The 26,786-nt window shown below is 54.0% G+C and carries 24 protein-coding genes; 12 read left to right on the top strand and 12 right to left on the bottom strand.

Annotated elements, in window-relative coordinates:
• Positions 1 to 1,491: an NAD(P)H-hydrate dehydratase gene (locus HZS79_RS00920; RefSeq protein ID WP_179926840.1), complete on the bottom strand. Its 1,491-nt coding sequence runs from the start codon at positions 1,489 to 1,491 to the stop codon at positions 1 to 3.
• A 112-nt stretch (positions 1,492 to 1,603) separates the two neighbouring features.
• Here HZS79_RS00920 and queG point away from each other — a divergent pair, with 112 nt between their 5' ends.
• Positions 1,604 to 2,716 carry a tRNA epoxyqueuosine(34) reductase QueG gene (gene queG / locus HZS79_RS00915; protein WP_179926839.1) on the top strand — a complete coding sequence of 371 codons (1,113 nt, stop codon included), beginning with the start codon at positions 1,604 to 1,606 and terminating at the stop codon, positions 2,714 to 2,716.
• Between the two features lie 42 nt (positions 2,717 to 2,758).
• On the opposite strand, the gene orn is transcribed toward queG, so the two are convergent.
• Entirely contained in the window at positions 2,759 to 3,352 is a 594-nt protein-coding gene (orn, locus tag HZS79_RS00910; protein WP_179926838.1) for an oligoribonuclease, read from the bottom strand.
• Between the two features lie 149 nt (positions 3,353 to 3,501).
• Between orn and rsgA the strand changes: the two genes are divergently transcribed.
• The 3 genes from rsgA to asd all read left to right on the top strand — a co-directional run bounded on the left by rsgA (position 3,502) and on the right by asd (position 6,404).
• Positions 3,502 to 4,521, top strand: a complete 1,020-nt coding sequence (gene rsgA / locus HZS79_RS00905; protein WP_009721932.1) for a small ribosomal subunit biogenesis GTPase RsgA — start codon at positions 3,502 to 3,504, stop codon at positions 4,519 to 4,521.
• A gap of 197 nt (positions 4,522 to 4,718) precedes the next feature.
• Positions 4,719 to 5,561, top strand: coding sequence for a sulfurtransferase (locus HZS79_RS00900; RefSeq protein ID WP_179926837.1), 843 nt, complete (start codon positions 4,719 to 4,721; stop codon positions 5,559 to 5,561).
• A 9-nt stretch (positions 5,562 to 5,570) separates the two neighbouring features.
• Complete coding sequence (asd, locus tag HZS79_RS00895; protein WP_179926836.1) at positions 5,571 to 6,404, top strand: archaetidylserine decarboxylase; 834 nt, start codon at positions 5,571 to 5,573, stop codon at positions 6,402 to 6,404.
• Positions 6,405 to 6,421: 17 nt separating this feature from the next.
• Here asd and epmA read toward each other — a convergent pair whose 3' ends face one another.
• Both epmA and efp read right to left on the bottom strand, forming a co-directional pair.
• Positions 6,422 to 7,402 carry an EF-P lysine aminoacylase EpmA gene (gene epmA / locus HZS79_RS00890; RefSeq protein WP_162217499.1) on the bottom strand — a complete coding sequence of 327 codons (981 nt, stop codon included), beginning with the start codon at positions 7,400 to 7,402 and terminating at the stop codon, positions 6,422 to 6,424.
• 101 nt (positions 7,403 to 7,503) lie between these two features.
• Positions 7,504 to 8,070 carry an elongation factor P gene (efp, locus tag HZS79_RS00885; protein WP_162217498.1) on the bottom strand — a complete coding sequence of 189 codons (567 nt, stop codon included), beginning with the start codon at positions 8,068 to 8,070 and terminating at the stop codon, positions 7,504 to 7,506.
• Between the two features lie 104 nt (positions 8,071 to 8,174).
• Between efp and epmB the strand changes: the two genes are divergently transcribed.
• Positions 8,175 to 9,197, top strand: a complete 1,023-nt coding sequence (epmB, locus tag HZS79_RS00880) for an EF-P beta-lysylation protein EpmB (protein ID WP_238401369.1) — start codon at positions 8,175 to 8,177, stop codon at positions 9,195 to 9,197.
• Between the two features lie 25 nt (positions 9,198 to 9,222).
• Here the strand turns inward: epmB and leuA are convergent, their stop codons facing one another.
• Positions 9,223 to 10,929, bottom strand: coding sequence for a 2-isopropylmalate synthase (leuA, locus tag HZS79_RS00875; protein ID WP_179926835.1), 1,707 nt, complete (start codon positions 10,927 to 10,929; stop codon positions 9,223 to 9,225).
• Positions 10,930 to 10,945: 16 nt separating this feature from the next.
• On the bottom strand, positions 10,946 to 11,821 hold the full coding sequence (locus HZS79_RS00870) for an ion transporter (protein WP_162217495.1): 876 nt from the start codon (positions 11,819 to 11,821) through the stop codon (positions 10,946 to 10,948).
• 173 nt (positions 11,822 to 11,994) lie between these two features.
• On the opposite strand from HZS79_RS00870, the gene HZS79_RS00865 reads away from it, so the two are divergent.
• Entirely contained in the window at positions 11,995 to 12,831 is an 837-nt protein-coding gene (locus HZS79_RS00865) for a DUF6694 family lipoprotein (RefSeq protein WP_340159006.1), read from the top strand.
• A 41-nt stretch (positions 12,832 to 12,872) separates the two neighbouring features.
• On the opposite strand, the gene serB is transcribed toward HZS79_RS00865, so the two are convergent.
• The 4 genes from serB to pgi all read right to left on the bottom strand — a co-directional run bounded on the left by serB (position 12,873) and on the right by pgi (position 19,817).
• Positions 12,873 to 13,802 carry a phosphoserine phosphatase SerB gene (serB, locus tag HZS79_RS00860; RefSeq protein WP_162217494.1) on the bottom strand — a complete coding sequence of 310 codons (930 nt, stop codon included), beginning with the start codon at positions 13,800 to 13,802 and terminating at the stop codon, positions 12,873 to 12,875.
• Positions 13,802 to 16,057: a DNA topoisomerase IV subunit A gene (gene parC / locus HZS79_RS00855; protein WP_179926834.1), complete on the bottom strand. Its 2,256-nt coding sequence runs from the start codon at positions 16,055 to 16,057 to the stop codon at positions 13,802 to 13,804. The genes serB and parC overlap by 1 nt, the downstream gene beginning before the upstream one ends.
• 6 nt (positions 16,058 to 16,063) lie before the next feature.
• Positions 16,064 to 17,959 (bottom strand): DNA topoisomerase IV subunit B, encoded by a 1,896-nt coding sequence (gene parE, locus HZS79_RS00850; protein WP_179926833.1) that lies wholly within the window; start codon positions 17,957 to 17,959, stop codon positions 16,064 to 16,066.
• A 163-nt stretch (positions 17,960 to 18,122) separates the two neighbouring features.
• Positions 18,123 to 19,817: a glucose-6-phosphate isomerase gene (gene pgi / locus HZS79_RS00845; protein ID WP_179926832.1), complete on the bottom strand. Its 1,695-nt coding sequence runs from the start codon at positions 19,815 to 19,817 to the stop codon at positions 18,123 to 18,125.
• A 114-nt stretch (positions 19,818 to 19,931) separates the two neighbouring features.
• Between pgi and cmoA the strand changes: the two genes are divergently transcribed.
• The 3 genes from cmoA (at position 19,932) to HZS79_RS00830 (ending at position 22,090) form a co-directional block, all read left to right on the top strand.
• Positions 19,932 to 20,675 carry a carboxy-S-adenosyl-L-methionine synthase CmoA gene (gene cmoA, locus HZS79_RS00840; protein ID WP_162217490.1) on the top strand — a complete coding sequence of 248 codons (744 nt, stop codon included), beginning with the start codon at positions 19,932 to 19,934 and terminating at the stop codon, positions 20,673 to 20,675.
• Position 20,676: 1 nt separating this feature from the next.
• Complete coding sequence (cmoB, locus tag HZS79_RS00835) at positions 20,677 to 21,684, top strand: tRNA 5-methoxyuridine(34)/uridine 5-oxyacetic acid(34) synthase CmoB (protein WP_179926831.1); 1,008 nt, start codon at positions 20,677 to 20,679, stop codon at positions 21,682 to 21,684.
• Positions 21,685 to 21,841: 157 nt separating this feature from the next.
• A complete protein-coding gene (locus HZS79_RS00830) occupies positions 21,842 to 22,090 on the top strand; it encodes a GlsB/YeaQ/YmgE family stress response membrane protein (RefSeq protein WP_162217488.1) in 249 nt (82 codons plus the stop codon).
• A 92-nt stretch (positions 22,091 to 22,182) separates the two neighbouring features.
• Here the strand turns inward: HZS79_RS00830 and HZS79_RS00825 are convergent, their stop codons facing one another.
• Positions 22,183 to 22,857 (bottom strand): zinc metallopeptidase, encoded by a 675-nt coding sequence (locus tag HZS79_RS00825; RefSeq protein WP_162217487.1) that lies wholly within the window; start codon positions 22,855 to 22,857, stop codon positions 22,183 to 22,185.
• Positions 22,858 to 22,985: 128 nt separating this feature from the next.
• Complete coding sequence (locus HZS79_RS00820) at positions 22,986 to 24,104, bottom strand: App1 family protein phosphatidate phosphatase (RefSeq protein WP_162217486.1); 1,119 nt, start codon at positions 24,102 to 24,104, stop codon at positions 22,986 to 22,988.
• A gap of 282 nt (positions 24,105 to 24,386) precedes the next feature.
• Here HZS79_RS00820 and HZS79_RS00815 point away from each other — a divergent pair, with 282 nt between their 5' ends.
• Genes HZS79_RS00815 through HZS79_RS00805 form a run of 3 tightly spaced genes read left to right on the top strand, consistent with a single transcriptional unit; the run spans position 24,387 to position 26,681 of the window.
• Entirely contained in the window at positions 24,387 to 25,091 is a 705-nt protein-coding gene (locus HZS79_RS00815; protein ID WP_162217485.1) for an ABC transporter permease, read from the top strand.
• Entirely contained in the window at positions 25,088 to 25,819 is a 732-nt protein-coding gene (locus HZS79_RS00810) for an ATP-binding cassette domain-containing protein (protein WP_162217484.1), read from the top strand. The genes HZS79_RS00815 and HZS79_RS00810 overlap by 4 nt, the downstream gene beginning before the upstream one ends.
• Positions 25,820 to 25,838: 19 nt before the next feature.
• Positions 25,839 to 26,681, top strand: coding sequence for an ABC transporter substrate-binding protein (locus tag HZS79_RS00805; RefSeq protein ID WP_179926830.1), 843 nt, complete (start codon positions 25,839 to 25,841; stop codon positions 26,679 to 26,681).
• Positions 26,682 to 26,786 lie beyond the last annotated feature (105 nt).

Raw genomic sequence — 26,786 nt, 5'->3', positions numbered from 1 at the left:
TCACGGGTTAATTAATACTCGTGCATAGGATGCCAGATCGCTCGCCAGCAGGCCACGCTCGCCCGCATTTTTAGCTGCGTCATCGCCTGCCTGAGCATGCACTATCACCCCAAGCCAAGCAGCTAGTTCCAGACTGTCATTTTGGGCTATCAGCGTTCCCAACATGCCACTCAACACATCACCCATACCACCACTTGCCATACCGGGGTTTCCGTAAGGACACACCACGAGACCACTGGGGCCAGCCACTAAACTGCCCGCCCCTTTGAGTATTACTACGCCCCCCCTCTCCCGCTGCAGCGCACGAGCTGCAGCAGGCCGATCCGCCTGAACGTCTGCTACCGAGCATCCTAGTAATCTCGCCGCTTCTCCGGGATGCGGGGTGAGCACCCAGTTGTCACGGCGTACCTCAGACCAGCGACTTGCCAATAAGTTTAGCGCATCCGCATCAACCACCAACGGCAGCTCCGATTGCAAGGCACTCTGCAAAATTGCCTGCCCCCAAGCATCTTGCCCAAGCCCTGGCCCTACCACGACCACATCCGTTGAGGGCAACATGCTCGCCTCAGCGCCGCCACGCACGCCGTGTGCCATCACTTCTGGGCAGCGCACCAAGCTTGCGGCTACATGCTCGGGAGATGTCGCCAAACTCACTTTGCCGGCGCCCAGGCGTGCTGCCGCTTGAGAAGCCAGCAGCGCCGCACCACCAAAGCCTGGCGCGCCCCCCATTACCAGCACATGACCCAAATCGCCCTTATGACTAATACGTGAACGCGGCGTAAAGGCCTCTGCAAGTAAATCATCATCCAACCGCCAAGCGTTGGGAGGAATATCAAAAAATGCCTGCGCCTTAACGCCCAGCGGGCGAAAATCAATCTCGCCTGTATAAGCAGGGGCATCGCCCGTGTGAAGACCAATTTTATCACCAATAAACGTTACCGTGCAGGCTGCCTCAACGGCCAACCCCAACACAGCGCCAGTATCTGCCGAAATGCCCGAAGGAATATCCAGTGCTAGCACAGGCTGGTGAGACGCATTCATGGCCTCTATAATGTGTCGAACAACACCCTTTACCTCACCCTCAAGCCCTGTCCCCAACAGCGCGTCAACAATTACTTCACCCGTTAACGTAGTACTTGGCTGCCACTCATCCAAGCCCACACCTGCCGCCGTAGCTAGCTCAGCTGCCCGAGCAACATCGCCTTGCAGCGCGTGTAAAGGCTTGAGCGAGATTCGTTGCACTTTAAGCCCTGACTGCATTGCCAGTGCAGCAAGAACGTGGCCATCACCGCCGTTATTACCACCACCACACAGGACCGTCACACTGCGCGCCTGAGGCCACCGAGAACGGAAACTGTGCCACGCGCTAGAGGCTGCTCGCTGCATTAGAGCAAAACTCTCAATTCCCCCTGCAATAGTGCGCCGATCAAGCTCACGCACTTGGGCCGCTGTATAAAGGGGGCGTAGCGATGAAGTACTCAACGTGGACACGGTCTCTCCTTAGTATGTGTTTGAGGCCGCCTTGCTGATGCACATAGCAGCATGTTGTGATGGAGGCTAATGCGTTAGCATAGCGCGCTTAACGCGCTACCGTTGATTCACCATGCAAAATTCCACCACCTTTTCACTATCTGATGATGAGCTAACGCGCCTTGCGGACCTAGTCAAAACCTGGGGCCGTGAGCTGGGCTTTCAACAAGTAGGCATTACAGATACCCAGCTAGCGGCCCATGAAGCGCACCTGAACACCTGGCTTGCTAAAGGCTACCACGGTGAGATGGGTTTTATGGCTAAACATGGTACTAAGCGCACCCGACCGGAAGAGCTCGAACCGGGCACTCAACGAGTGATTAGCGTGCGGATGGATTATCTGCCCGCTGAGGTCGAAAGTGCAAAAATACTTGGCCAACCTAGCCGCGGCTATGTGTCACGCTACGCGCTGGGGCGCGACTATCATAAATTAATGCGCAAACGGTTGGCGCAGTTAGCTAAAAATATCGAGCAGGAAGTCGGCGCATTTGGTTATCGCGCGTTTGTGGACTCTGCCCCCGTTATGGAACGCGCCTTAGCGCAAAAAGCGGGCCTTGGCTGGTTTGGAAAAAACGCCATGCTGCTCAATCCCAAAGCAGGCTCGCTGTTTTTCCTGGGTGAGCTGTATACCGACCTACCACTGCCTGTTGACGCGCCGTTTGCTCAAGAGCACTGTGGCAGCTGCAGCGCTTGCCGCACCGCCTGCCCCACGGGGGCCATTGTGGATGACAAAGTCGTCGATTCTCGCAAGTGCGTTTCCTACCTCACTATTGAGCTGCATGGTGCAATTCCTGTTGAGTTTCGCCGTGCCATGGGTAATCGCATTTACGGGTGCGATGACTGCCAGCTAGTGTGCCCATTCACTCGCTTTACCCGAACCACCCAAGAAGCTGATTTTGCGCCACGCCATGATCTTGATCGCGCTGACCTCTTAAGCCTGTTTGCCTGGGGCGAAGACGAGTTTTTGGATAAAACCGCTGGCAGCCCCATCCGGCGTATTGGCTACGAACGCTGGCTGCGTAATATCGCGGTCGGCCTAGGCAATGCACCCTGGAGCGGCGCGGTTGAAGCTGCTTTATGGGCACGAAGAGCCTACCCCAGTACCTTAGTGCGTGAACACGTTATCTGGGCGCTTGAGGAACAACGCCTCAAGCGCGGGGCGAGAATTGCCACTGACGCCTCTTAATCACTTTTCTTCGCCGCTTTCTTAACAACCTCCTTAACCGCCTTACTCCTCTTCGTCGCTGCGCTGGTCAACGCGTAAAAAGGTACTCCGGTAATGAGCCAGCTCGGCGATTGACTCCTTAATATCGTCCATCGCTAAATGTACGTTGCGTTTACTAAAGCCCGCCAGAGCACCTGGATTCCAGCGCTTCGCCACTTCCTTCAACGTAGACACGTCGAGGTTGCGGTAATGGAAAAAGTTGAGCAGTGCAGGCATCTCACGCTCTAAAAAACGCCGATCCTGGTGGATGCTATTGCCGCACATCGGCGAAGAGCCAGACACGACGTAGTGACGCAGGAAATCGAGCGTTTGCTGCTCGGCCTCAGCGGTAGACACCTTGCTTGCTTTAACACGCGCCACCAGCCCGCTCTCCCCATGGGTTTTCTGATTCCACTCATCCATTTGCGCCAACTGGCTATCGGGCTGCTTAACAGCAATTACCGGCCCTTCCGCTACGACGTTTAAATCAGCATCGGTAATCAGCGTTGCCACCTCGATGATGCGCTCTTTGTTAGGATCCAGGCCGGTCATTTCCAAGTCTATCCACACCAGCAAATCATCGCGCGGGGTAACGTTGTCAGCAGTTTGTTCGCTCATTACATTCATTCCTTGACCAGTGCCGCCACTTAACACGGCGATTTGAGTAGAAAAAGTGTGGCTTATATTGCCCTAACCAGCACCCAACACAGGACAGTAGACTGTCCAGGTGAGTACAATGCCTCTATTGTACCGAGCATCAGGTGGTCATGAGCAAACGTAAATTAAGTCGCCAGCAGCAATGGCGAGTCGATAAAGTCCAGGCGGAACGTGCTCAACGTGCTGAAAAGCGCGATGTGAAAGACGCTGAAAAGCTCGCCGCTGGCGAATATGGGGCCGAACAACCGGGCCGGGTAATGGCTCACTTCGGTCGAACACTAGAAGTGCGCGATGCGGATGGCACGCCTGTGCGCTGCCACCTTCGCGCCAACCTAGACGGCTTAGTCACCGGCGACCGGGTGATCTGGCGGGCAGGCCAGGATGGTTCTGGCGTCGTCGTGGCCCGCGAAGAGCGCGACAGCGTACTTAAGCGCCCAGACCCACGGGGGCAGCTAAAGCCTGTGGCGGCCAACATCGATCAATTGCTGATCGTATTTGCGGTAGAACCCGCCCCCCACCCGAATCTAATTGACCGCTACTTGGTTGCTGCCGAAGCAACAGGTATTGCACCGGTACTGGTGCTCAACAAAACCGACCTGCTGCCAGAAGATGGCGGCAAATTGGGACAATTGCTTGAGCGCTACCGGTCTTTGGGCTACACCGTAGTTCGCACCACCACCGCCAATGAAGCTGGCTTAGATGAACTGCGCCAGCAGCTTGAGGGCCGAACATCGGTGTTTGTCGGCCAGAGTGGCGTTGGCAAATCATCACTGATTGATCTGTTGCTCCCCGATGAAACCTTGCGCATTGGCGCATTGTCTGAGGATTCGCGCAAAGGCACTCACACCACCACCACCGCTCGGCTTTATGCGATGAGCAGTGATGAAGTGACTGACGGCGAGCTCATTGACTCCCCCGGTATTCGTGAGTTTGGCTTGATCCACCTTGATGAGCAGGAGGTCACTGACGGGTTTATCGAGTTTCATCCATTTATTGGCCACTGCCGCTTCCGAGATTGCCGCCATCGTAACGAGCCGGGCTGCGCTTTACTCGAAGCAGTCGAGGCAGGCAAGATTCATCCAGAACGTTTTGCCAGCTATCGACGCATTCTCGATAGCTTAAACGCATAAGGTGCCTCTGATTAATGTGATGAGCGCAGACCAGACAAGGCAAAAATCAACGATAAAGCGCAGTTTACGGGGTGTAAATGAGCATTTTGAGGCGATTTTTAACGCAGTATGGTCAAGCGTAATAGTTAATCAGAGGTTCCATAATTTTTATTAGCTTGATGCCTGATATATCAATTGCCAAGCATAGGGAACTGTCAATGAGCACCGCTAGCCATTCATCGGAAACCAATCTGCTGCCGCTGATTGTTGAGCCCGAGCAGCTTCAAGAGCACCTGAATGATCCGCAACTGCTGATTATCGATGTACCAGCCAATGGCGATAGCTATCGCCAGGGTCATGTGCCGGGCGCCATCTACCTTGATTTTCGTTACCTAATGCGTGGCGAAGGACCTGTGCCCAACGATGTACCAACCGTTGAGTTTCTCTCGCAGCTATTTAGCGCGCTGGGGGTCACTCGCGATACTCACATCGTCGCTTACGATGATGAAGGTGGCGGCTGGGCGGCACGCTTGCTCTGGACACTGGATCTGGTTGGCCATACCCGCTACTCCTATTTGAATGGCGGCATCCATGCATGGAGAGACGCCGGCCTGGAACAGAGCACCGAGCCTACAGCGCCGACGCCAAGCGAGTACCACGCAGAGATTCTCAACCCGCACACCTTAATCACCTGCGACGAAATCAAACAAAAGCTCGATGATAAGCAGTTCGCCATATGGGACGCTCGCTCCAAAGGCGAATTCGATGGCGAAAGAGGCAATAATAAGCATCTTGGTCATATCCCAGGCGCCGTCAATATGGATTGGCTAGACGCCATGGATCGCAACCGCGCACTGCGCATCCGCGATTACGCTGAACTGATCACTGAACTAGGTGCGCTCGGCCTAACGCCCGAGATGGAAATTGCCACTCATTGCCAAAGCCATCATCGCAGCAGCTTTACATGGCTTGTCGGCAAAGCATTGGGCTTTAATATGCGCGGCTATGCGGGCTCCTGGGGTGAATGGGGCAACCGTGACGATACACCGATTGAGAAGTGAAATACGACAGTGACTCTTTCCCAAAAAGCATTCTCCTTAATTCAGTACCCCCTGCCACACCACGCGCTTTCGCGGTTGACGGGTAAGGTCGCTCAGTGCGGTAGCCCGTGGGTGAAAAACACCATCATTAAGGCGTTCATTAAGCGCTTTGACGTCGACATGAGCCAAGCGCTGGAGCCAGACCCTACCGCCTATGCGACCTTTAACGACTTTTTTACCCGCGCCTTAAAAGCAGATGCCCGCCCGCTGGGCGAAGGCTTACTGAGCCCCGCGGACGGTACTCTTTCCCAATTCGGGCGCTTGCAGGCAGGCCAGTTGGTGCAGGCGAAAGGCCACACGTTTTCTGCCCAAACCCTACTGGGAGGCGACAGCACGCTAGCCGAAGAGTTTATGGGCGGTAGTTTCGCAACGGTTTATCTTTCACCGCGTGATTACCACCGCGTGCATATGCCAGTTACCGGTACGTTGCGGGAAATGATCTACGTGCCTGGTCGGCTCTTTTCGGTCAACCAGGCAACCGCCAACTACGTGCCAGGCCTGTTTGCCCGTAACGAGCGTTTGGTATGTATTTTCGATACTGAGCACGGCCCAATGGCCATGGTATTAGTTGGCGCAATGATTGTGGCGGCTATCGAGACCACCTGGGCAGGGCAAGTAACACCGCTTTCCGGTCATCCCCAGCGCATGCGTTTCGGACAGCCGATCACACTTGAAAAAGGCGCTGAAATGGGTCGCTTCAAGCTTGGTTCAACCGTAGTGATGTGCTTTGCCAAGCCGGTGGCTTTTGAAGACAATCCGCTGGGTGCCAAGGTTCAGATGGGCCAACCTCTAGGCGAACCTTAACAGGCCAACTATCACCGCTAGCAATTAGGCGTTGAGAATGTGAGCACGTCTTCCAGGCGTGCTTTGCCCAGTGCCAGCTGAATAAGACGATCCAGACCCAGTGCGACCCCAGCACTTTCCGGCATTCCGTGTTGCAGCGCTGCTAGCAGCTGCTCATCACACTCCACTTCCGGCAACCCTAACCGGCGGCGCTCGGCGTTATCATTGTCAAAGCGCGACCGCTGCTCGTCTGCATCAATCAACTCATCATAGCCATTTGCCAGCTCAATGCCGTTGAGATAAAGCTCAAAACGAGAGGCTACCCATTCACCGTCTGCATCCTGATGACGACGCGCCAAGGCTGCTTGGCTGGCGGGGTAATCCACCACAACACTCAGCTCGTGCTGGCCAAGCTGCGGCTCAATGACCATGCTCATTAACAGGTCGAGGCAAGTATCACGCCCCTCTTCTGCCAACGCATGAGTCGACATTTGGCCACGCTCTGCGGCCAAGGCACGCAGGTTATCGAGCGATGTAGTAAACGGGTCTACCGCTAAGTAGGTATGGAACAGCTCTCGGTAGCGGTAGTGAACCACGGGGCCTGCAAAGCTCGGCAGTATGTTGGCAACCAGCGTGGTGGTTTCATCAATCAATTCCGCCAAGGAGAACCCAGGGCGATACCATTCAAGCATGGTGAACTCGATATTGTGACGTGCCCCCACTTCACCATCACGGAAACTTCTGGCCAGTTGAAAAATTGGCCCACTGCCTGCCGCTAACAAGCGCTTCATATGAAACTCGGGCGAGGTTTGCAGCCAGAGCCTACGCTGGCCTTTATCAGTACGCGCCAGGGTAGCAAGCGATACTAGATGTACATCGGTGCTACCGCCCTGCCCTAACACCGGCGTTTCCACCTCCAGCACACCTCGCTCAACAAAAAAAGTGCGTACGGAAGCGATTAAGCGCGCACGCTCGCGCAGCGTTTCAATGCTTGCCACAGGCTGCCAATTAGCCGTCATTAGAGTCTCTCCAACATAATAAAGCCACGCATGGTCATCACGTGGCTTTATAGATAGCAAAATAGTGCGCTGCTCGCTCGACACGGCTAATTAAACGACGTTTATGCCCGAGAAACGTAGTCACCAGAACGCGTATCGATTTTCAGTACCTCCCCCTGATTGATAAACAGCGGTACGCGTACCACAGCACCCGACGACAGCGTCGCAGGTTTGGAGCCGCCTTGGGCCGTATCACCTTTCAAACCAGGGTCAGTTTCTACGACTTCCAGCTCAATAAAATTGGGCGGCGTGACAGAAATCGCCTTATCGTTCCACAGGGTAATAATATAAGGCACCTGCTCCTTCAGCCATTTTTCGGTATCACCCAACGCTTTCTTTTCCACAGCGTACTGCTCGAAGGAACCATCAGTCTTCATAAAGTGCCACATGTCGCCGTCGGTGTAGAGATATTCCATCTCTAAATCCATGACATCAGCACCTTCTAACGAGTCGCCAGACTTGAAAGTCCGCTCGCCAACACGACCGGTCATCAGGTTACGCAGCTTAACGCGGTTAAACGCCTGACCTTTGCCCGGCTTTACTAGCTCGTTCTCCACAATCGCACAAGGATCGCCGTCGAGCATTACTTTTAAACCGCTCTTGAATTCATTGGTAGAATAGTTCGCCATAATGCCTCTCAATGTTTTATTTCAGTAGCGTGATGCGCGAAGCCACGCTTCGCTATATCGTTCTTTGAATAAGTGCGCGCATGATAACCCGAAGGAGGGCTTTTTTGCAGGAGAACATCATTATTGCTGGTCAGCACACACCTGACCAGACAACTGCCTCATGGCAACAACAGCTTTCCCAGGCGATCCGCGACCCCGCGGCTCTTTGCCAACGCCTGGGCTTGAGCAATCAGTGGTTACCTGGCGCGTTTGCCGGACATCAACTGTTTGACATCTGTGTGCCTGACGCCTATCTAAGGCGTATAAAACCCAACGACCCGAGCGACCCGCTGCTACGCCAAGTACTTCCCGTTGAGGATGAAACGCTGACACCACCTGGCTACGTTACCGACCCCCTTGAAGAAGCCAGTCACCAGCCCGCTAAAGGGCTGATTCATAAGTACGCAAACAGGGTGTTGCTGATCGCTAGCCCTGCCTGCGCGATTAACTGTCGCTACTGTTTTCGCCGCCACTTCCCTTACAGCGAAAACACACCTTCCAGAGTTCAATGGCAAGAGGCGCTTGACTACCTGCACGCCGATAATACCATTCACGAAGCGATTCTTTCCGGTGGCGACCCACTAGCCGCTAACGACCGGCAATTAGCGTGGCTTGTTAAGCAGCTAGACAGCATTCCACATCTTAAGCGGCTACGCATACATACGCGCTTACCAGTGGTAATACCTGACCGTGTTGACAGTGCCCTACTTCACTGGCTCTCAAACACCCGCTTACAAAAAGTGGTCGTGCTACATATCAACCACCCTAACGAGATTGACCAAGCGGTCGTCGATGCCTGCGCGCGTTTAAAACAAGCAGGTGCCACGCTGCTGAACCAAAGCGTGTTGCTCCAGGGAATAAACGATAACGTCAGCACCCTGGCAGCTCTCTCAGAACGCCTGTTTGAAGCGGGTGTGCTGCCTTACTACCTGCATGTGGTCGACCCTGTGCAAGGCGCCGCCCACTTTGACGTCCCCGACGAAGAAGCCAAAGCGCTTGTTAACCAGCTGCTGGAGCATTTGCCAGGCTTCTTGATGCCTCGCCTAGTGCGCGAGGTGCCCGGCAGAACAAGCAAAACACCGCTGTGAACCACCAAGCCCTCACGCTTTCAGTTTACCCAAGCGTCTCTGCGGTGACATTAGCAGCCGGCGCTTGGGTAGAGTGATGGCGATTGATGGCACTGAGTACGCCTTTCATCGATGCACTGGTGATGCTTTCATCAGTCCCCACACCAAATACCGCTTTGCCATCAATGCGTACTTCGACATAGGCAATCGCTTCAGCATCCGCCCCTTGGCCGCGTGAGTGCTCGTGGTAGTCAATGATTTCCACGTCATGACCACTGGCGACCAACGCTTTGATAAAGGCAGCCAGCGGGCCATTGCCCTCTCCCGTTAAGGTTTGTCGTTCACCACTGTTTTCCAACACGGCTTCCAACATCACCTTGGGGCTATCTGGCTCAGAAGAGAGACGATGGTTAATCAGCGTCAGCGGCAAATGCTGTTCAAGATACTCATCAGCAAACGCTTGGTAGATCATTTGCGAGGTAATCTCTCGTCCCGTGCGGTCGGCCACTTCCTGCACCACTTGGCTAAACTCGATAGAGAGCCTGCGCGGCAGTTCAATGCCATGCTCTTGTTCCAGCAGATAAGAAATGCCGCCTTTCCCTGACTGACTATTCACCCGGATGACTGCTTCGTAGCTGCGCCCTACATCCAGCGGGTCGATAGGCAAGTAAGGGACATCCCAGGGTGCGTCAGGGTGTGCGCGACGGTCTGCCATGCCCTTTTTGATAGCATCTTGATGCGAACCAGAGAACGCAGTAAACACTAAGTCGCCCACGTAAGGGTGGCGTGGGTGTACCGGCAGCTGGTTGCAGTACTCTACCTCGCGCATGAGCGGTGTGATATTGGAGAAATCAAGGTTCGGGTGAACGCCCTGGGTATACATGTTCATGGCCAGTGTCACGATATCCACATTACCCGTGCGCTCGCCGTTACCAAACAGCGTGCCTTCAACCCGATCAGCCCCAGCCATCAGCGTTAGCTCTGCTGCCGCAATACCTGTTCCCCTGTCATTGTGGGGGTGAACACTGACAATTAACGCGTCGCGCTTTTTAATATGGCGGCAGAACCACTCAATCTGGTCAGCATAGTTATTAGGTGTTGCTACTTCCACAGTGGCCGGCAAATTAACGATCATCCGGTTATCAACACTCGGCCCAAACGTATCCATCACCGCTTCGACAATCTCTACAGCAAAGTCCATTTCGGTGGTCGTAAACAGCTCCGGCGAGTACTGAAAGGTCCAGTTGGTCTTTGGGTTAGCGGCCATCAAATCGCGGATTTGTGCTGTGGCATCAACCGCGATCTGAACACACTCAGTTTTATCTACATTAAACACTACCCGCCGAAACATCGGGTCGGTGGCATTATAGACGTGCACAATGGCGTTTTTAGCGCCGTCAAGCGCTTCAAAGGTGCGTTCAATCAGGTGTGGACGCGCCTGGGTCAGCACCTGAATCGTCACATCATCTGGGATTTTATCCTGCTCTATCAACGTACGGACAAAGTCAAAGTCGGTTTGCGACGCTGATGGAAAACCAACCTCAATCTGTTTAAACCCCGTCTTCAGCAACAAATCAAACAAGCGCTGCTTACGCTCTTGATCCATGGGGTCAATCAACGACTGATTACCGTCACGCAGGTCAACACTGCACCAAATAGGTGGCGTCTCAATACGCTGGCTTGGCCACTGGCGATCCGGCAGATCAACGGCCACGAAGGGGCGATATTTGTTTGAAGGGTCGGTTAACATCATGGCGGCGCTCCTATCGTTAATCTGTTTTAGGTGTGTCAGTGGGCTGACTGTTCACCGGCGGCAAGGAGCCGCTCTGTGCTAGCGCAGCTTCCATTCGATCGAGCTGCTCACGCAGCGCTTTCACATCGGAGCGTAGCCCTTGCATCTCAGCAGCCTCTCCCTCACCACTCTCTAAGTCAATTAATGCGCTCTCTTTCTGCATCACGTCCAACACAATCCCGATCATCATATTAAGAAAGATAAACGCATTGAGGAAAATAAAGGTAAGAAAATAGATCCACGCGTAGGGAAAGTGCTCCATGGTGGGGTAAAGCACGGCGGTAGCCCAGCTCTCAAAGGTTGCCACCTGAAACAGGGTCAGCATGGCAAGGGCTATGTTTCCCCACAGCTGCTCATCAACGCTATGGAAAATAAAACTTCCCACCGCCGCGTAAATATAGAAGATGATGAACATCAGCAGCGCAACATACCCCATGCGCGGAATCGATTTGACCAGTGCCACCAGTAACAGGCGCAGCTCCGGAATCATTGATACCAGACGCAACACCCTAAAAATTCTCAGCAGGCGCGCCAGCAGCACCATCTCTGAATCGTCCATGGGGATCAAGCTAGCGGTGACGATGAGAAAGTCGAAAATGTTCCAGCCTTTTTTGAAAAAGCTGATCAAGTTTCGCTCTGCCGCCATGCGGATCAACAGCTCCACCAAAAAGAACACGGTTACCGCCACATCAAGATAGACCAGCCACCGTTCAAATCGGCTAGCCTCATCGTATGTCTTCGCACCGATCATTAGTGCTGAAACAACAATGATAGCGATGACCACCGACTCAAAAATCTTATTGCTGCGCAGTGTTTCGAAGCGGGCCTGCCAGACACTGAAGGTTTCACTCATTTATCAGGGGATCTCTAGATGGTTAATCGGCACACTTTATACCAAAATAGTGGCCCATCGACATGCGCCACTACCGTTTGGTTGAATTCAGGTTTTCGACTTACTTGCTAGTGGTACATAACACTTTCCGGTAAGCTCCTTTCCGATTTGTCAGCCTGTTCTGAGGTAAATATATGTGGAGCCTGCTTAAATGGTCGGCACTATCACTGACACTGCTGGTGGTAGCGGGTTGCTCAGACCCCAAAATAGACACGAGTTCAATGCCAGCCGCAGTTGTCTCCGTTGAGAAAGTGCGCGAATCACTCCCCACTTACAAGCGTGATGAGTTCGATCAGGCACTCACCATTATTGCTATGTCATCGTTTAGCGGTATCAATTTGCTGAACGTTCAACGTATGAATGCTGCGGAAATCGCCGAGTCGGCAAATGCTTATATGCACGGGCTAACGGGGGATGAAATCATTGAGCGTGCCGACACAATGTTGCGCGAGCGCCGCGCTAGAGAGCGCGAACAAGCAATGCGCACACTTCGCCGTTTAGAAAAGAAACAAGCCAATGCGGCACAGGACCAACAGCAACTGGCGCAGGTTAGCATCGAAAATGCCAACTACTACATTAGCACCAGCCCTTATGGCGCATTGGAGCCAGTCATCGACCTGCAAGTCGCCAACAACTCAGACCAGGAAGTTTCAGAGCTCCTGTTACATGGTGTACTAACAAGCCCCGGCCGCGAAACCCCCTGGGTCGAGGAAACGTTTTACTACGCTATCTCAGGGGGTATAGCGCCAGGTGAACGTGCAAGCTGGAGCCTTGCACCTAACCGGTTCGGCCCCTGGGGAAATGATCGAATCCCCAGCGATACAACGCTGACCATAACGCTGCAAGGGGTCAATGACGCCCAAGGTAAGCCGCTCTGGAACTCACCGCCGCTCACCAAGAATGAAACGATCAGGCTAGAAGCTTTACGAAACGAGTATGCCGGTGTCAGCCCCTATATAACTGATGAATAACGTAGCAGGCGGTGTCAAGCACCGCCTGCCCTACCGGCCAATCATCCGTCAATTAAATCTGCGTCGCGATAGCCCATCAAGTAAAGCACACCATCAATCCCCGAGGTGGAAATCGCTTGCCGTGCCTGAGCGCGCACCACAGGCTTCGCTCGAAACGCGATACCCAATCCTGCTTTTTCCAGCATTTTCAGGTCGTTGGCACCATCACCAACAGCAATGGTTTGGGCTAACGTAAAACCTTCCCGCAATGCAATCTGCTCTAACAGGTCGGCTTTACGCTGGGCATCGACGATCGGTTCGTGTACCTCACCGGTCACTTTGCCATGTTCGATGATCAGCTCGTTGGCATGGACCTCATCGAAACCAAGCTTATCCTGCAAATGGTGAGCGAAATAGGTAAAGCCCCCCGACAGTATCACGGTGCGATAGCCAAAATGCGTTAAGTTCGCCATTAGCCGCTCAACGCCATCCATCAGCGGTAGTTCGGCAGCGATTTCCGCCAGCACCGACTCATTCAGCCCTGCCAGCTTACTCATACGCTCACGGAAGCTCTGTTTAAAGTCCAACTCACCGCGCATGGCTCGCTCGGTCACCTCAGCCACTTCATCACCCACACCGTGACGACGAGCCAGCTCGTCGATCACTTCAGCTTTAATCAGGGTGGAATCCATATCGAAGCAGACTAAACGAGGCTTAGCGAGATCACGATTATCCTCTTGGATCACAATGTCCACAGCCAGGGCTTCACCCAGCGCTAAGGCAGCGGTACGAAACGCTGCAGTATCTAGAGAGCCTGCTGTGAAACGCTGCTCGATGCAGTCGTAGCGCTGCCCAGGCAGCGACACATCGGCAAGACACCGAGCCGCTCCTGCTCTCAGGCCAAATTGCTCCGCCAACTCAGCGACCTGTCGTTGAGCGTCCGCTGTTATACGCGGCGCTAATACGGTTAAAAGGACATCACCGCGTGCCATCAATTACTCCCTGCTTCTAATCGGTCGACTTTTTGGAAACCACGCGGCAACTTGCTGCCACGCCTACCACGCTCACCACGGTAATAGGCGAGATCATCGGCTTTCAGGGTCAGCTTGCGCTTGCCTGTGTGAATAATAAGCTCGTCGCGATCGGTAAGAATGGCGATATCCCGCACGAACTCCTCACGCCGCGCTGCCCGTGGACCTGGGATATCGAGCATTTTATTGCCTTTACCTTTCGACATTTCAGGTAGCTGGTCTAATGGGAACAACAACAACCTGCCTTCGTTGGAAACCGATGCTACCCAATGGCCTTCGCCTTCCGGCACCTCAACGGGAGCCATTACGCTGCAGCCTTTCGGCACGCTGAGCACCGCTTTACCTGCTTTGTTTTTGCCAGTTAGCGCTTCAAGCTGAGCCACAAAACCATAGCCGCCATCACTGGCCAGTACATAACGCTTCGTGGGTGGAGCCAGCATTAAGCCAGCCATTCGCGCACCTGCCGATACGTTGACACGTCCGGTAACCGGTTCGCCCTGGCCCCTGGCACTGGGCAAGTTATGCGCCGATAGCGTATAGGCTCGGCCGGTGTCGTCTAACAGCACCAAGGGCTGGTTAGTTTTGCCACGAGCCGCTAGCTGGAAACTGTCGCCTGCTTTATAAGAGAGCCCTTCAGGATCGATATCATGGCCTTTTGCCGCACGAATCCAGCCCTTTTCAGATAACACGACGGTAATCGGGTCGGCACCTAATAATTCTACTTCAGAGAGGGCTTTCGCTTCGCTACGTGCCACCAGCGGCGAGCGGCGCTCATCACCATGCTCTTTACCCGCTGCACGGATCTCTTTTTCAATTAACGTTGTCAGTTTGGCTTCGCTGCCGAGCAGCCCCTGCAGCGACTTACGTTCTTTTTCAAGCTCATCCTGCTCGCCACGGATTTTCATCTCTTCCAGCTTGGCAAGATGGCGCAGTCGAAGCTCTAGAATCGCTTCGGCCTGCCGCTCAGAAAGAGCAAAAGCAGCAATTAACGCCGACTTTGGCTCATCTTCTTCACGGATAATCCGGATCACTTCGTCAAGGTCGAGGTAGGCCGTCAGTAGACCTTCAAGAATATGCAGACGGTCTTCGACTTTGCCCAAGCGGTGCTCTAAACGGCGACGCACTGTCGCTCGCCGAAAGCGCAGCCACTCGCCCAGCATATCGGCTAGCGGCATCACACGGGGGCGGCCATCCAGGCCAATCACGTTCATGTTCACACGAACGTTCTTTTCTAAATCCGTGGTGGCGAACAAGTGTGCCATTAGCGATTCAACGTCCACGCGGTTAGAGCGCGGTTCAATCACTAGGCGGGTAGGCTCTTCATGGGTGGACTCATCACGCAGATCGGCTACCATTGGCAGCTTTTTAGCCTGCATTTGTGCGGCGATTTGCTCTAACACCTTGGCACCACTGACCTGGTAAGGCACCGCGGTAATCACGATATTGGCCTCTTCGCGCACATAGCGGGCGCGCAGCTTAACCGAGCCACGCCCAGATTCGTAGAGCTTTCGCAGGTCTTCCTTGGGCGTGATAATTTCCGCATCTGTGGGGAAATCCGGCGCGGGCACAAATTCCATCAGGTCGACGGTGGTGGCTTCAGGGTTGCGCAACAGATGACAGGTTGCCTCTACCACCTCAGATACGTTGTGCGGAGGGATATCGGTTGCCATCCCAACCGCAATGCCCGTACCACCGTTGAGCAGGACATGGGGTAGACGAGCAGGTAGCACTACCGGCTCTTGCATGGTGCCATCGAAGTTCGGCGTCCAATCTACGTTGCCCTGGCCCAGCTCGCTGAGCAGCACTTCAGCAAACTTGGAAAGCTTGGCCTCGGTGTAGCGCATAGCAGCGAAGGATTTGGGGTCATCAGGGCTACCCCAGTTGCCTTGCCCATCTACTAGCGGGTAGCGATAGCTAAACGACTGAGCCATGAGCACCATCGCTTCATAGCAGGCGCCATCGCCATGGGGGTGAAACTTACCCAGCACATCGCCAACCGTACGTGCCGACTTTTTGTATTTAGCGTTAGCATGCAGCGCCAGCTCACGCATGGCGTAAATAATGCGCCGCTGCACGGGCTTCATCCCATCGCCAATATTGGGCAGTGCGCGGTCTAAAATGACGTACATCGAGTAGTCGAGGTACGCTTTCTCGGTGTAATCACGCAGGGACAGTCTCTCGACGTCACCCTCCGCTACTTGAATATCCATGGTCATCTGGAGTTATACCTCGATATCTGCGAGATTGCCGTAATCTTCCAGCCACTTTTTGCGGTCACCGGCGCGTTTCTTGGCCAGCAACATATCCATCATTTCCATGGTTCCATCGCCCTCTTCCAGGGTTAGCTGAACCAGACGGCGGGTCTCCACAGCCATCGTGGTTTCACGCAGCTGTAGCGGGCTCATTTCGCCCAAGCCTTTAAAACGCTGAACATTGGGCGTACCACGCTTTTTCGCTAGCTGCTTGAGAATGGCGGCTTTTTCGCTCTCATCCAGGGCGTAGTGCACGTCTTTACCTAAATCAATTCGATAAAGTGGCGGCATGGCAACGAACACATGCCCGGCATCCACCAAACTAGGGAAGTGTCTGACAAACAGCGCACATAGCAGCGTCGCAATATGTAAACCGTCGGAATCGGCATCAGCCAGGATGCAGACCTTGTGGTAACGCAGCTTTTCAAGGTCTGCGCTGCCGGGGTCAGCACCAATAGCCACGGCGATATCATGCACTTCCTGGGAACCATAGATATCGTGGGTATCGACTTCCCAGGTATTGAGGATTTTTCCACGCAGCGGAAGAATAGCCTGCGTTTCCCGATTACGCGCCTGCTTAGCGCTGCCGCCGGCCGAGTCACCTTCGACTAAAAACAGCTCGCTAAGTGCCGGGTCCTGGCCGGAACAGTCGGCGAGTTTGCCTGGCAACGCGGGACCAGAAGTCACTTTTTTACGGGCGACCTTTTTAGACTTTTTCTGACGCTGTTGAGCAGCGCTGATTACCAACTCAGCCAGCTGTTCAGCCTGTTCGATATGGTGGTTAAGCCATAGCGAAAAGGCATCTTTCAACACCCCCGACACGAACCCAGCAATCGTGCGTGACGACAAGCGCTCTTTGGTCTGCCCAGCAAACTGGGGATCCAGCATTTTCACCGAGAGCACAAAGGAGGCTCGCTCCCATAAATCATCGGCGGTTAGCTTAACGCCTCGGGGTAGCAAGCTGCGGTATTCACAGAATTCACGCAATGCTTCCAACAGCCCTGAACGGAAGCCGTTAACATGAGTCCCTCCCTGGGGCGTGGGAATCAAGTTGACGTAGCTTTCCAGCAGCGCTTCGCCGCCTTCGGGCAGCCACTGGATCGCCCAGTCAACGCCATGCTCGTCGTCGCTAAAGTGACCAACAAAGGGCTCATTCGGCACCACTTCATAGCCATCGGTAGCTTCAGCCAAGTAGTCTCGCAGGCCGTCAGCATAGGCCCATTCGGTCTTAGTCCCGTCGGGCTCTACCAGGGTCACCTTAAGCCCAGGGCATAGTACCGCCTTGGCGCGTAATAAATGTTTTAACTTAGAGAGCGCAAGCTTCGGGCTGTCGAAATAGCTTTCATCTGGCCAGAAGCGCACCAACGTCCCCGTTGCCTTCTTGGCTGCTTTACCAATTTCATGCAATTCTTCGACTTTTTCACCAAACTCAAAAGCCATCGCATGGCGGGCGCCATTGCGGGTAACTTCAACATCCAAGCGTCGCGATAAGGCGTTAACCACCGACACGCCCACCCCATGCAAGCCACCTGAGAATCGGTAGCTGGTAGAGGAAAACTTTCCTCCAGAATGCAGTTTGGTAAAAATCAATTCGACGCCCGACACCCCATACTCAGGGTGCATGTCGATGGGCATACCGCGGCCATTGTCCTGAACTTCAATGGCCCCGTCGCTATGCAACACCACACTAATTGCCGAGGCGTGCCCAGCAAGGGCCTCATCAACACTATTGTCGATGACCTCTTGAGCAAGGTGGTTGGGGCGCGAGGTGTCGGTGTACATACCGGGACGCTTACGCACCGGTTCGAGCCCGGACAGGACTTCAATAGAGCTCGCGCCGTACTGGGAGGCATCAAACTGGGTCATGTAGCGTCGGTTCCTGAAAATCGTTTCCTGAAAAATAGTCCTGGCAGCCGCACTGCGTCATTAAACCTACCGTTTCAAAGCACGACAAGCCGCCGACAAAGGAGCACAGGATAGCGGAAAAGCAAAAAGCTGTATATCCAGCCATGACAACTGAGATAAAGCGCTACTCCTGCTCCGCTACCCAAAATGCGTTGATCAGCCCGCGGCTGGAGGCATCCATGCGAGAAATATCGCCTTCGCCATCGATAATCGCCTGGGTATCAGTGGCAATTTGCTTGCCCAGCTCCACCCCCCACTGATCAAACGGGTTGATATCCCAAATAACCGCCTGCACAAACACTTTGTGCTCATACAGGGCGATTAGAGCCCCCAGCGTAAAGGGTGTTAGCTTATCCAACAGGACTGTTGTAGAGGGTTGGTTTCCCCGATAGCGCTTGTGCTCAGGGCGGGGACCATCATCGTCTAGGGCGTCATCCCCCAGCATTAGCACTCGTGACTGAGCAAAGCAATTCGCCAGAGCTAGGCGGTGTTGCGCTTTTAAATGACGACGTGTATCCGGGTCTTCCACCTCATCGTAGCGCTTCAGCGGTGCAATAAAATCGCACACCACCGGTTGGGTGCCCTGGTGAAGTAGTTGATAAAAGGCGTGTTGAGCGTTGGGACCGAGCTGCCCCCACAGCACTGGGCAGGTCGAGTAGTTAACTGCCTGGCCTTGGCGGGTCACCGACTTACCGTTGGATTCCATCTCCAACTGCTCAAGATAGGCAGCAAAGTACTCTAAGCGACCGTCGTAGGGCAGAATCGAATGAGCGCGAATATCCAGAAAGTTAACGTTCCAAATACCTGCCAACCCCAGTAGCACTGGCAGGTTGTCTTCCATTGGCGCATCACGGAAGTGGCAGTCCATGGCATGTGCACCCGCCAGTAGTTCGCGGAAGTTATCCATACCAACGACAAGCGCAATCGGCAGGCCGATGGTGCCCCATAATGAGTAGCGTCCGCCAACCCAGTCCCAAAACATCAGTTGGTGATCAGGGGCTATCCCCCATTCACTCATCTTTTCAGGGCTCGCCGACACGCCGATAAAATGCTGGCGAACAATTAACTCGGCACTTAATGGTACGGCGCTTGGCATGTCTCCTTGCTGCGATAGCCGGCCTAACAACCAATCTTTGGCGGTATTGGCATTGGAGAGCGTGTCGATGGTGGTAAACGACTTTGACGATAAAACGAAAAGCGTTATTTCGGGGTTAAAACGGCTTAAATAATCCGCCAGTTGGGAACCATCCATGGTGGAAGCAAAGTGGACATCCAGTGGGCGTCTACCTTTTGGGTGGTAGTCCGCTAACGCGTGGGTGACCATCAGCGGCCCTAAGTCCGACCCCCCCACCCCCAGGTTCACCACATGACGAATCGGTTTGCCGGTTGCCCCGCGCCATTGGCCCGCTTGCAATCGCTGCACCAAGCGCTCCATCTGGGCAAGACTCTCATGCACAGCGACCACCACATCTTCACCTTCGACCTCAAGCGTGGCATCCGCAGGCAGTCGCAAGGCGGTATGCAGCGCTGGACGATTTTCGCTCACATTCACCCGCTTACCACTGAGCAGTGCATCAATCGCCCCAGGCAGCCCCGCCTCATGCGCCAGCGCAAGCAAATGTTCGAGTGTATCGTCATCCCAGCGCTGCTTGGATACGTCTAATGTCAGGCCGGCGACTTGGCGCGTGAAGTTTGACCAGCGGCTATCGTCATCGCCGAACAAGTTCTTTAAATGAACGTTTTGCAATGCATGTGCGTGCTGTTTCAGCGTTTGCCATGCGGGTAGCGTATCGGGAGTTGCGCGTGTTGCTGAAGCCATATGCCCTCTCCTGTGGCGTCATTCCGTGCAGCAGGAATCTGTTATAAACAGGTCTGTTCTGGTCTACCAAGGGCGCGTAAACTACGCAACCTTATCAATAATCCTGGCTTGCTCATGAGTGATGCATCTTACCGCGACGCTATCTTTTCAACACCTCTAGATAAGGTGGCAAGGTTCTCCTTCGACGAACAGGTCGTTGCATGTTTTCCCGATATGATCCGCCGCTCGGTACCTGGCTACGGACAAATTCTTGGCATGTTGAGCTTAATTGCCCAGCGCCATCTGCGCCATGGCGCTCATGTCTATGACCTGGGCTGCTCACTGGGCGCATCAGGCCTAGCCCTTGCTGGCGCGCTACCCGCCGATGCCTTTCGTTATACCGGAGTGGACCTTTCTCCCGCCATGGCAGCAAGAGCCAAGCAAACCTTTCTGGAAGAGTGCCCTGACCACGCCATGCAGATCGAGGAGGCCGACATACGCACCCTTGAGTATGCGCCTTCCGGCATGATCATTCTCAACTTTACGCTGCAGTTTTTGCCACCCGCCGATCGCGATGCGCTGCTGGAGCGACTTTACGATGCCCTTGAACCGGGTGGCGTGCTGATTTTGTCGGAAAAAACCATCGATGCCGATGAGCGAGACAATGCGTGGCGGGTCGAGCGCTACCATGACTTCAAGCGCGCCAATGGCTACAGCGATATGGAAATCAGCCAAAAACGCACCGCGCTGGAAAACGTGCTGATACCTGACACGCTTGATGCCCTGCATGGCCGCTTAGCCCAGGCAGGCTTCCCTCGCTCAATGACCTGGTTCCAATACTTGAACTTTACCTCGCTGATCGCCTTTAAGGAGGACTAAGGTGCCGCTGTTACCCGACGATCATCGTGCGCTTTATCAGGCATTTTTAGATCAAGCCAGCCAGGACGCCGCACTGACACCATGGCTTGCCAAGTTGCCAGAACAGCTAGCAAATGGGCTAGACCGCCAGCGCCATGGCGACCTGTCCGCCTGGGAGAAAGCCGTTGCCAAACTGCCTGCCCTGCCCGAGGAGCGCCACGTCGATCTCACCAGTGATACGGTGAGCATCGATGTGACGTTAAGCGATAGCCAAAAACGCCAATGTTTTAACCTACTGCGCAAACTGTCGCCCTGGCGCAAAGGCCCCTTCCGGTTGGGCGGCATCGATATTAACACCGAATGGCGCTCCGACTGGAAATGGCAAAGAGTCGCCCCACATCTCGCGCCGCTTAAGTACCGTAAGGTATTGGATGTTGGCGGTGGCAGCGGCTACCACGCTTGGCGCATGGCCGGAGAAGGCGCAGCCTTTGTGCTTGTGATTGATCCTTCACCACGCTTTTATTGGCAGTTTCAGGCGGTGCGCCACTTCGTTGGCAATGCCGACGGCGGCCGCACGCAGTTTCTACCGGTAGGCATTGAAGAGGTACCGGAAAAGCTAGGCTTTTTCGATACGGTATTTTCCATGGGCGTGCTCTACCACCGTCCTTCGCCACTTGAGCATCTGCAGCAACTAAAAGAGGCGCTAGCCCCCGGCGGCGAGCTGGTGTTAGAAACGCTGGTAGTGGAAGGCGATGAGCAAACCGTGTTTGTACCTGGCGAACGCTACGCCGCGATGCCTAACGTCTACTTCCTGCCCTCTTCAAAAGCACTCTGCCACTGGCTAGAGCGGTGTGGCTTTACCAATGTGCGAGTGGTCGACGAAGCAGTAACAACATTGGACGAGCAGCGCTCAACCGAATGGATGACTTACCAGTCCCTAGCGGACTTCCTCGACTCCAACGACCCAACCCGCACCATTGAAGGCTACCCCGCCCCACGCCGAGCGGTGATTATCGCCAACCGAAACTAATACGAATACGTTATGTCGTATTTTCAGCAGCATAGGCCTTAATGAAACAGTTCTTAATTACATAGCCAGCAATGACTTAGTTCATAATGGTGTGGTTAGTAACGACATAACCACTTTTGTCGATACAAGCTCACTAATAGAACATCAAGGAGTAAAGATGGGTTTCTTAGCGTGGATTCTGTTCGGTCTTATCGCTGGTGTACTTGCCAAATGGATTATGCCTGGTAAAGATCCGGGTGGCCTTATCGTGACTATTCTTCTCGGTATTGCTGGCGCATTCGTCGGTGGCTGGCTAGGTTCGATGGTGGGGCTTGGCACCATGGGGGACTTTAGCTTCGGCAGTTTTGTGACCGCCATTGTAGGTGCATTGGTATTGTTGGCAGGCTATCGGATGATCAAGAAGTAATTTGTCTGCATCCCACCGAAAATGATGAAAAGCCGCTCAAACAGAGCGGCTTTTTCGTTACTCACAGTAGGCTTCCCAAGTTTCAGACAATCTCAACGCCGCAAAATCACCAGCCAGCGCCCAAGGTTCATCACGCTGGCCAATGAAGCAGCAACGTAGGTGAACGCGCAGGCGGTAAGTACATGGCGAGCGCCCGGCATATCATAGGGCGGCACGTACTCTTTAAGCAGCGGCAGCGCGCGGTTAAAGCTGGCATCAAACTCGACGGGCAGCGTCACCAGGTGCACCAGCGCGGCGGTGCCAAAACTGATCACTGCCATGGCGATGACTACTGCCAGCCCACCCGGCAACCTAGTAAGTACAAACAGAAACGGCGCTGCCATCATTAAAATAGCGCCCAGTTTTTCAGCTTTTTGTGCCACTTGTACCAAACGACTTCGAGCTAGCAGCGGTGCGTAGCCTTCATGGTGCTGAATAGCATGCCCGACTTCGTGGGCAGCAACGGTCACGGCTGTCAGTGAGCGGCCATCGTAGTGGTCGGGAGTAAGGCGTACGCAGCGCGATTCTGGGTCATAGTGGTCGCCAACTTCGGTGCGCTCTACTCTCACGCCATCAACGCCTAAACGACGCAGCAGATGCTCGGCAAGTTCCGCGCCAGTGCCAGGGTAATCATCCCGCCCACGGGTGTGGCGCTTTAATACCCACTTCGCCCACAGGTTCGGCAGAATAAAAATACCCAGCGCCAACACGACTAACACTATTACCATGTTCAATCACCATCACCGCTGATTAAGAACTTATTTCAAGAACTTATTTCAAGAACTTAGTCTTACGACCCATTAACAAATGTTTAGTTTTACCATGACTGCAAAGCAGGCGCACTTACACTGAGCCACTACTTAGGGTCATTGTGATGCGCATCCACATCCCGTTGAACGGCTTGCAGTCCTCTGGCAGAAATATCGCCTTTAGAGTAGGCATGTTCAGCGATCAAAATGCTGTCAGCGGCAAGCACTAACTCACAGTCGGTATGGGCAAGCTCATCCCGCAAACGCTGAATAGCCTCTTCCCGCTGAGGATCTTTATCAACTCGGCGAATATAAATGGCCTTAATTCGATCGGGATACGCTTTCACGACCTCAGTGTAAACTTCTGGGTCGTGTTGGCCGCTATCACCTATCAAAATACAGGGCATATCGTGATAGAGAGCTAGCATGCGGTCAATTAAGTCGCGCTTGTGGGCTTCAGCCCGCCGTGGCCAAGGACGGCGCAGGGATATCCCCCACTCACGTAGGAATAGAATAGGGCCAACTGGAATTCGATTAAGCTGAAAGAAGGTTTCCAACATCTCATAGATGGCCCAGGGCCCTCGGGAAACATACAGAATAGGGCGTTCAGCTTTCTCAGTTTGCCCGCGATACAGCGCCTGATAAAGCGATGCAACCCCAGGAAAGGCTGTCCGACGATGGGGTTTACGAACAAACAGGCGATACAGCATTTTGAGCTTTTCAGCGACGCCGGTGAACATCACCGTATCGTCAATATCACTGATAACCAGCAGGTCCGCCTCGGGAGGTGGGACATACACCTCAACACTGGTGCGGATTGGCGGGTGGCCGTCTGCATGAACCATAATATCGGCGCGATGCCAGGAAACATCGACTGGTAATGCGTTACTGATCGGCAACTGGGCATCAAAGTAGCCGTCGAGGTCAGTCGTCAGACACAGTTGATTATCACCGATGCGTATATCCACTCTGGCGTTAGCAAGTCCACGGCGGAAGATGCGACGGGCAACATCGGCGGTGTCCCGCAGCATTCCCCGTCGAGGTATCGCCCGCCCAAGAGCGGCCTGACGAAACACGCGCCCCATGATAAACACTTCCTGCTGAGAACCGTAGCCACGATAGGGATGTACCATCATCCCCCCATGGCCACTGTCGCGCTTCATCGGTTTGGCAATAACGTGAGCCAACCGTTTCGCAAAGCTAACCCACGGGTGGTACCACGCCATTAACTGCTTATGCTCACGTGGTACTGCTGCCCCATTTTAAGCGGGGAAAGAGGCTTCATCAGCAAAATTATTGGTAAGGAGCACCTCGTTCTTATCACATGATTCATCATGCTTTCCCTTTTGCGATGAGCGCCGATAATCCAGGCTACAGTGTGGAACATTCATATCCGACGTCAAGCATAAAACTTATGTACACTATGGTGACAATAATATCCAATAACCGATCGACACCGTTCAACCTGCATTAAGCCTTTATGCCACAAACTTTTATGTCAGGCATTTATGACCGCGAGTGATAACCCCTTTTATACAGCGCTTACACTAATTCTGGGCATGGACTCGGCTCTAATCGCTATCGTGATGCTGTCACTGAAGGTATCGCTGATTGCGGTGCTAACCGCCAGCCTACTGGCGTTGCCGCTGGGCGCTGCGCTAGCTCTTTGGCGTTTCCCTGGTCGCAATGCATTGATTGTGTTGCTCAACGCATTAATGGGCCTCCCACCGGTGGTCGCTGGGCTATGTGTTTATCTATTGCTTTCCCGCGCAGGGCCGCTGGGGCAGTTCGGGCTACTGTTTACACCGACGGCCATGGTCATTGCACAAACCATTTTAGTGTTTCCGATTATTGCCGCGCTTACCCGCCAACAGGTAGAGACACTGCATAACGAGTACGCCGAACAGTTGCGCTCCCTTGGTCTTAACCAGCTACGGATGATGCCCACGCTCCTGTGGGATGCGCGATTCGGGCTCTTAACTGTGATACTTGCGGGCTTTGGTCGCGCCAGCGCTGAAGTGGGTGCAGTGATGATTGTCGGTGGCAATATCGATGGCGTCACCCGTGTAATGACCACCAGCATTGTGTTGGAAACCAGTAAAGGCAACCTACCACTCGCGCTGGGTTTGGGCATTGTGCTGCTTAGCCTTGTGACGCTGATTAATGCGTTGGCCCACATGGTCAGTGAGACGGCCAAGAGGCGGTTAGGATGAACGCGTCTATTTTTCCAGCGTCTCTTTTGACGATCGTGCCTGCGCTTCATTTTGAACAGGTCAGCTTTGAGCATCGTGACCATCGGCTACTTGCCCCCACTACGCTGACACTTTCTGGCTGCCAACGCACGCTCATTATGGGCCCCAACGGCGCGGGAAAGAGCCTATTGATGCGCTTGGCTCACGGTTTGCTAAGCCCTAGCAGTGGCAACATTCATTGGCAAGGAAAGCCGCCTGCCCAAGCCATGGTATTTCAGCGGCCGGTTCTGCTGCGCCGCTCGGCGATCGATAACCTGACCTATGCCCTAGCGGTCAGTGGAGTGCCTCGTCGGCAGCGCAAAAACATCGCCCTACAGGCACTTGAGAAATTTGGTTTGGTAGCCCTTGCGAAGCGCCCCGCCCGAGTGCTTTCCGGCGGAGAGCAGCAGCGTCTTGCGCTTGCTCGTGCCTGGCTACTCAACCCTGCCGTGCTATTTTTAGATGAGCCTACCGCTGCCCTAGACCCTGCCGCTATCAAGGCGGTTGAAGATGCAGTGAATGAATTTCATCACAATGGCACGCGTATCATCATGACCACCCACGATTTGCATCAAGCTCATCGCCTGGCCGATGAGGTGGTGTTTATGTATGGAGGCCAAGTGCTAGAGCACACGCCTGCCCATCGTTTTTTTGACACACCTGCTTCCACACAAGCAGGAGCCTTTCTTCGCGGTGAGCTTGTTTGGTAACCCCAGGAGCAGCAGCCCCATGAAAAAAACCACCACGTTGGCCAGCGCTGGTTTCTTGACCTCAGGATTAGTGGGCCTTTTGTGGAGTGCCTCGCTGCTCGCGAGGGATGACTTCATCACTCTGGCGTCGACGACGTCGACTGAAAACTCAGGGCTATTTAACGCGATTATTGCTACTTTCACCGATGCCACGGGCATTAATGTTCGTGTGGTCGCTGTAGGCACAGGACAAGCGTTTGAGATTGCTCGCCGAGGTGATGCGGACAGTTTGTTGGTGCATGACACGGCGGGCGAAGTGCAGTTTATCGCCGATGGCTACGCCAGCGAACGCTTGGACGTGATGTATAACGACTTTGTAATTGTCGGGCCAAGCGATGATCCCGCCGACGTTAGCAGCAGTGACAACGTCGCCGATGCGTTGGTACGTATCGCGGAAAGCGAATCGCCATTTGCATCTCGGGGAGATGATAGTGGCACCAACCGAGCCGAACTGCGTTTATGGAAAGACGCGGGAATCACCCCTCAGGGGGCATGGTACCGCGAGCTAGGTAGCGGCATGGGCCCAACCCTAAACACCGCCGCAGGCATGAACGCCTACTCGTTCACTGACCGCGCGACCTGGGTGGCATTTCAGAATCCCCAAGACTTAGTGCTACTGTTTGAGGGCGACGATGCGCTGTTTAATCAGTACGCCAGTGTTCTGCTTTCTGAGCAACAACACCCGCACTTAAAACACGCCCTAGCGGCTCAGTGGCACCAATGGCTAGTGTCTGAAAAGGGTCAGCAAGCAATTGCCGATTTTAACGTCAACGGCCAACCGCTGTTTTTCCCTAACGCGCAGTCTTTGTCTAACACACAGTAGCACCGCTCTGTACGTAAAAGCCGCCTTGATCTTGATGACCAAAGCGACTTTTGATTTAGCTAAGTACTATGTTTCGCTAAGTACTATGTTTCGCTAAGTACTATG

The sequence above is a fragment of the Vreelandella zhaodongensis genome, from assembly GCF_013415115.1.
Lineage (GTDB): Bacteria > Pseudomonadota > Gammaproteobacteria > Pseudomonadales > Halomonadaceae > Vreelandella > Vreelandella zhaodongensis.
The sequence above is the reverse complement of the archived record's forward strand: the minus strand, read 5'-3'. Positions and strand labels throughout refer to the sequence as shown.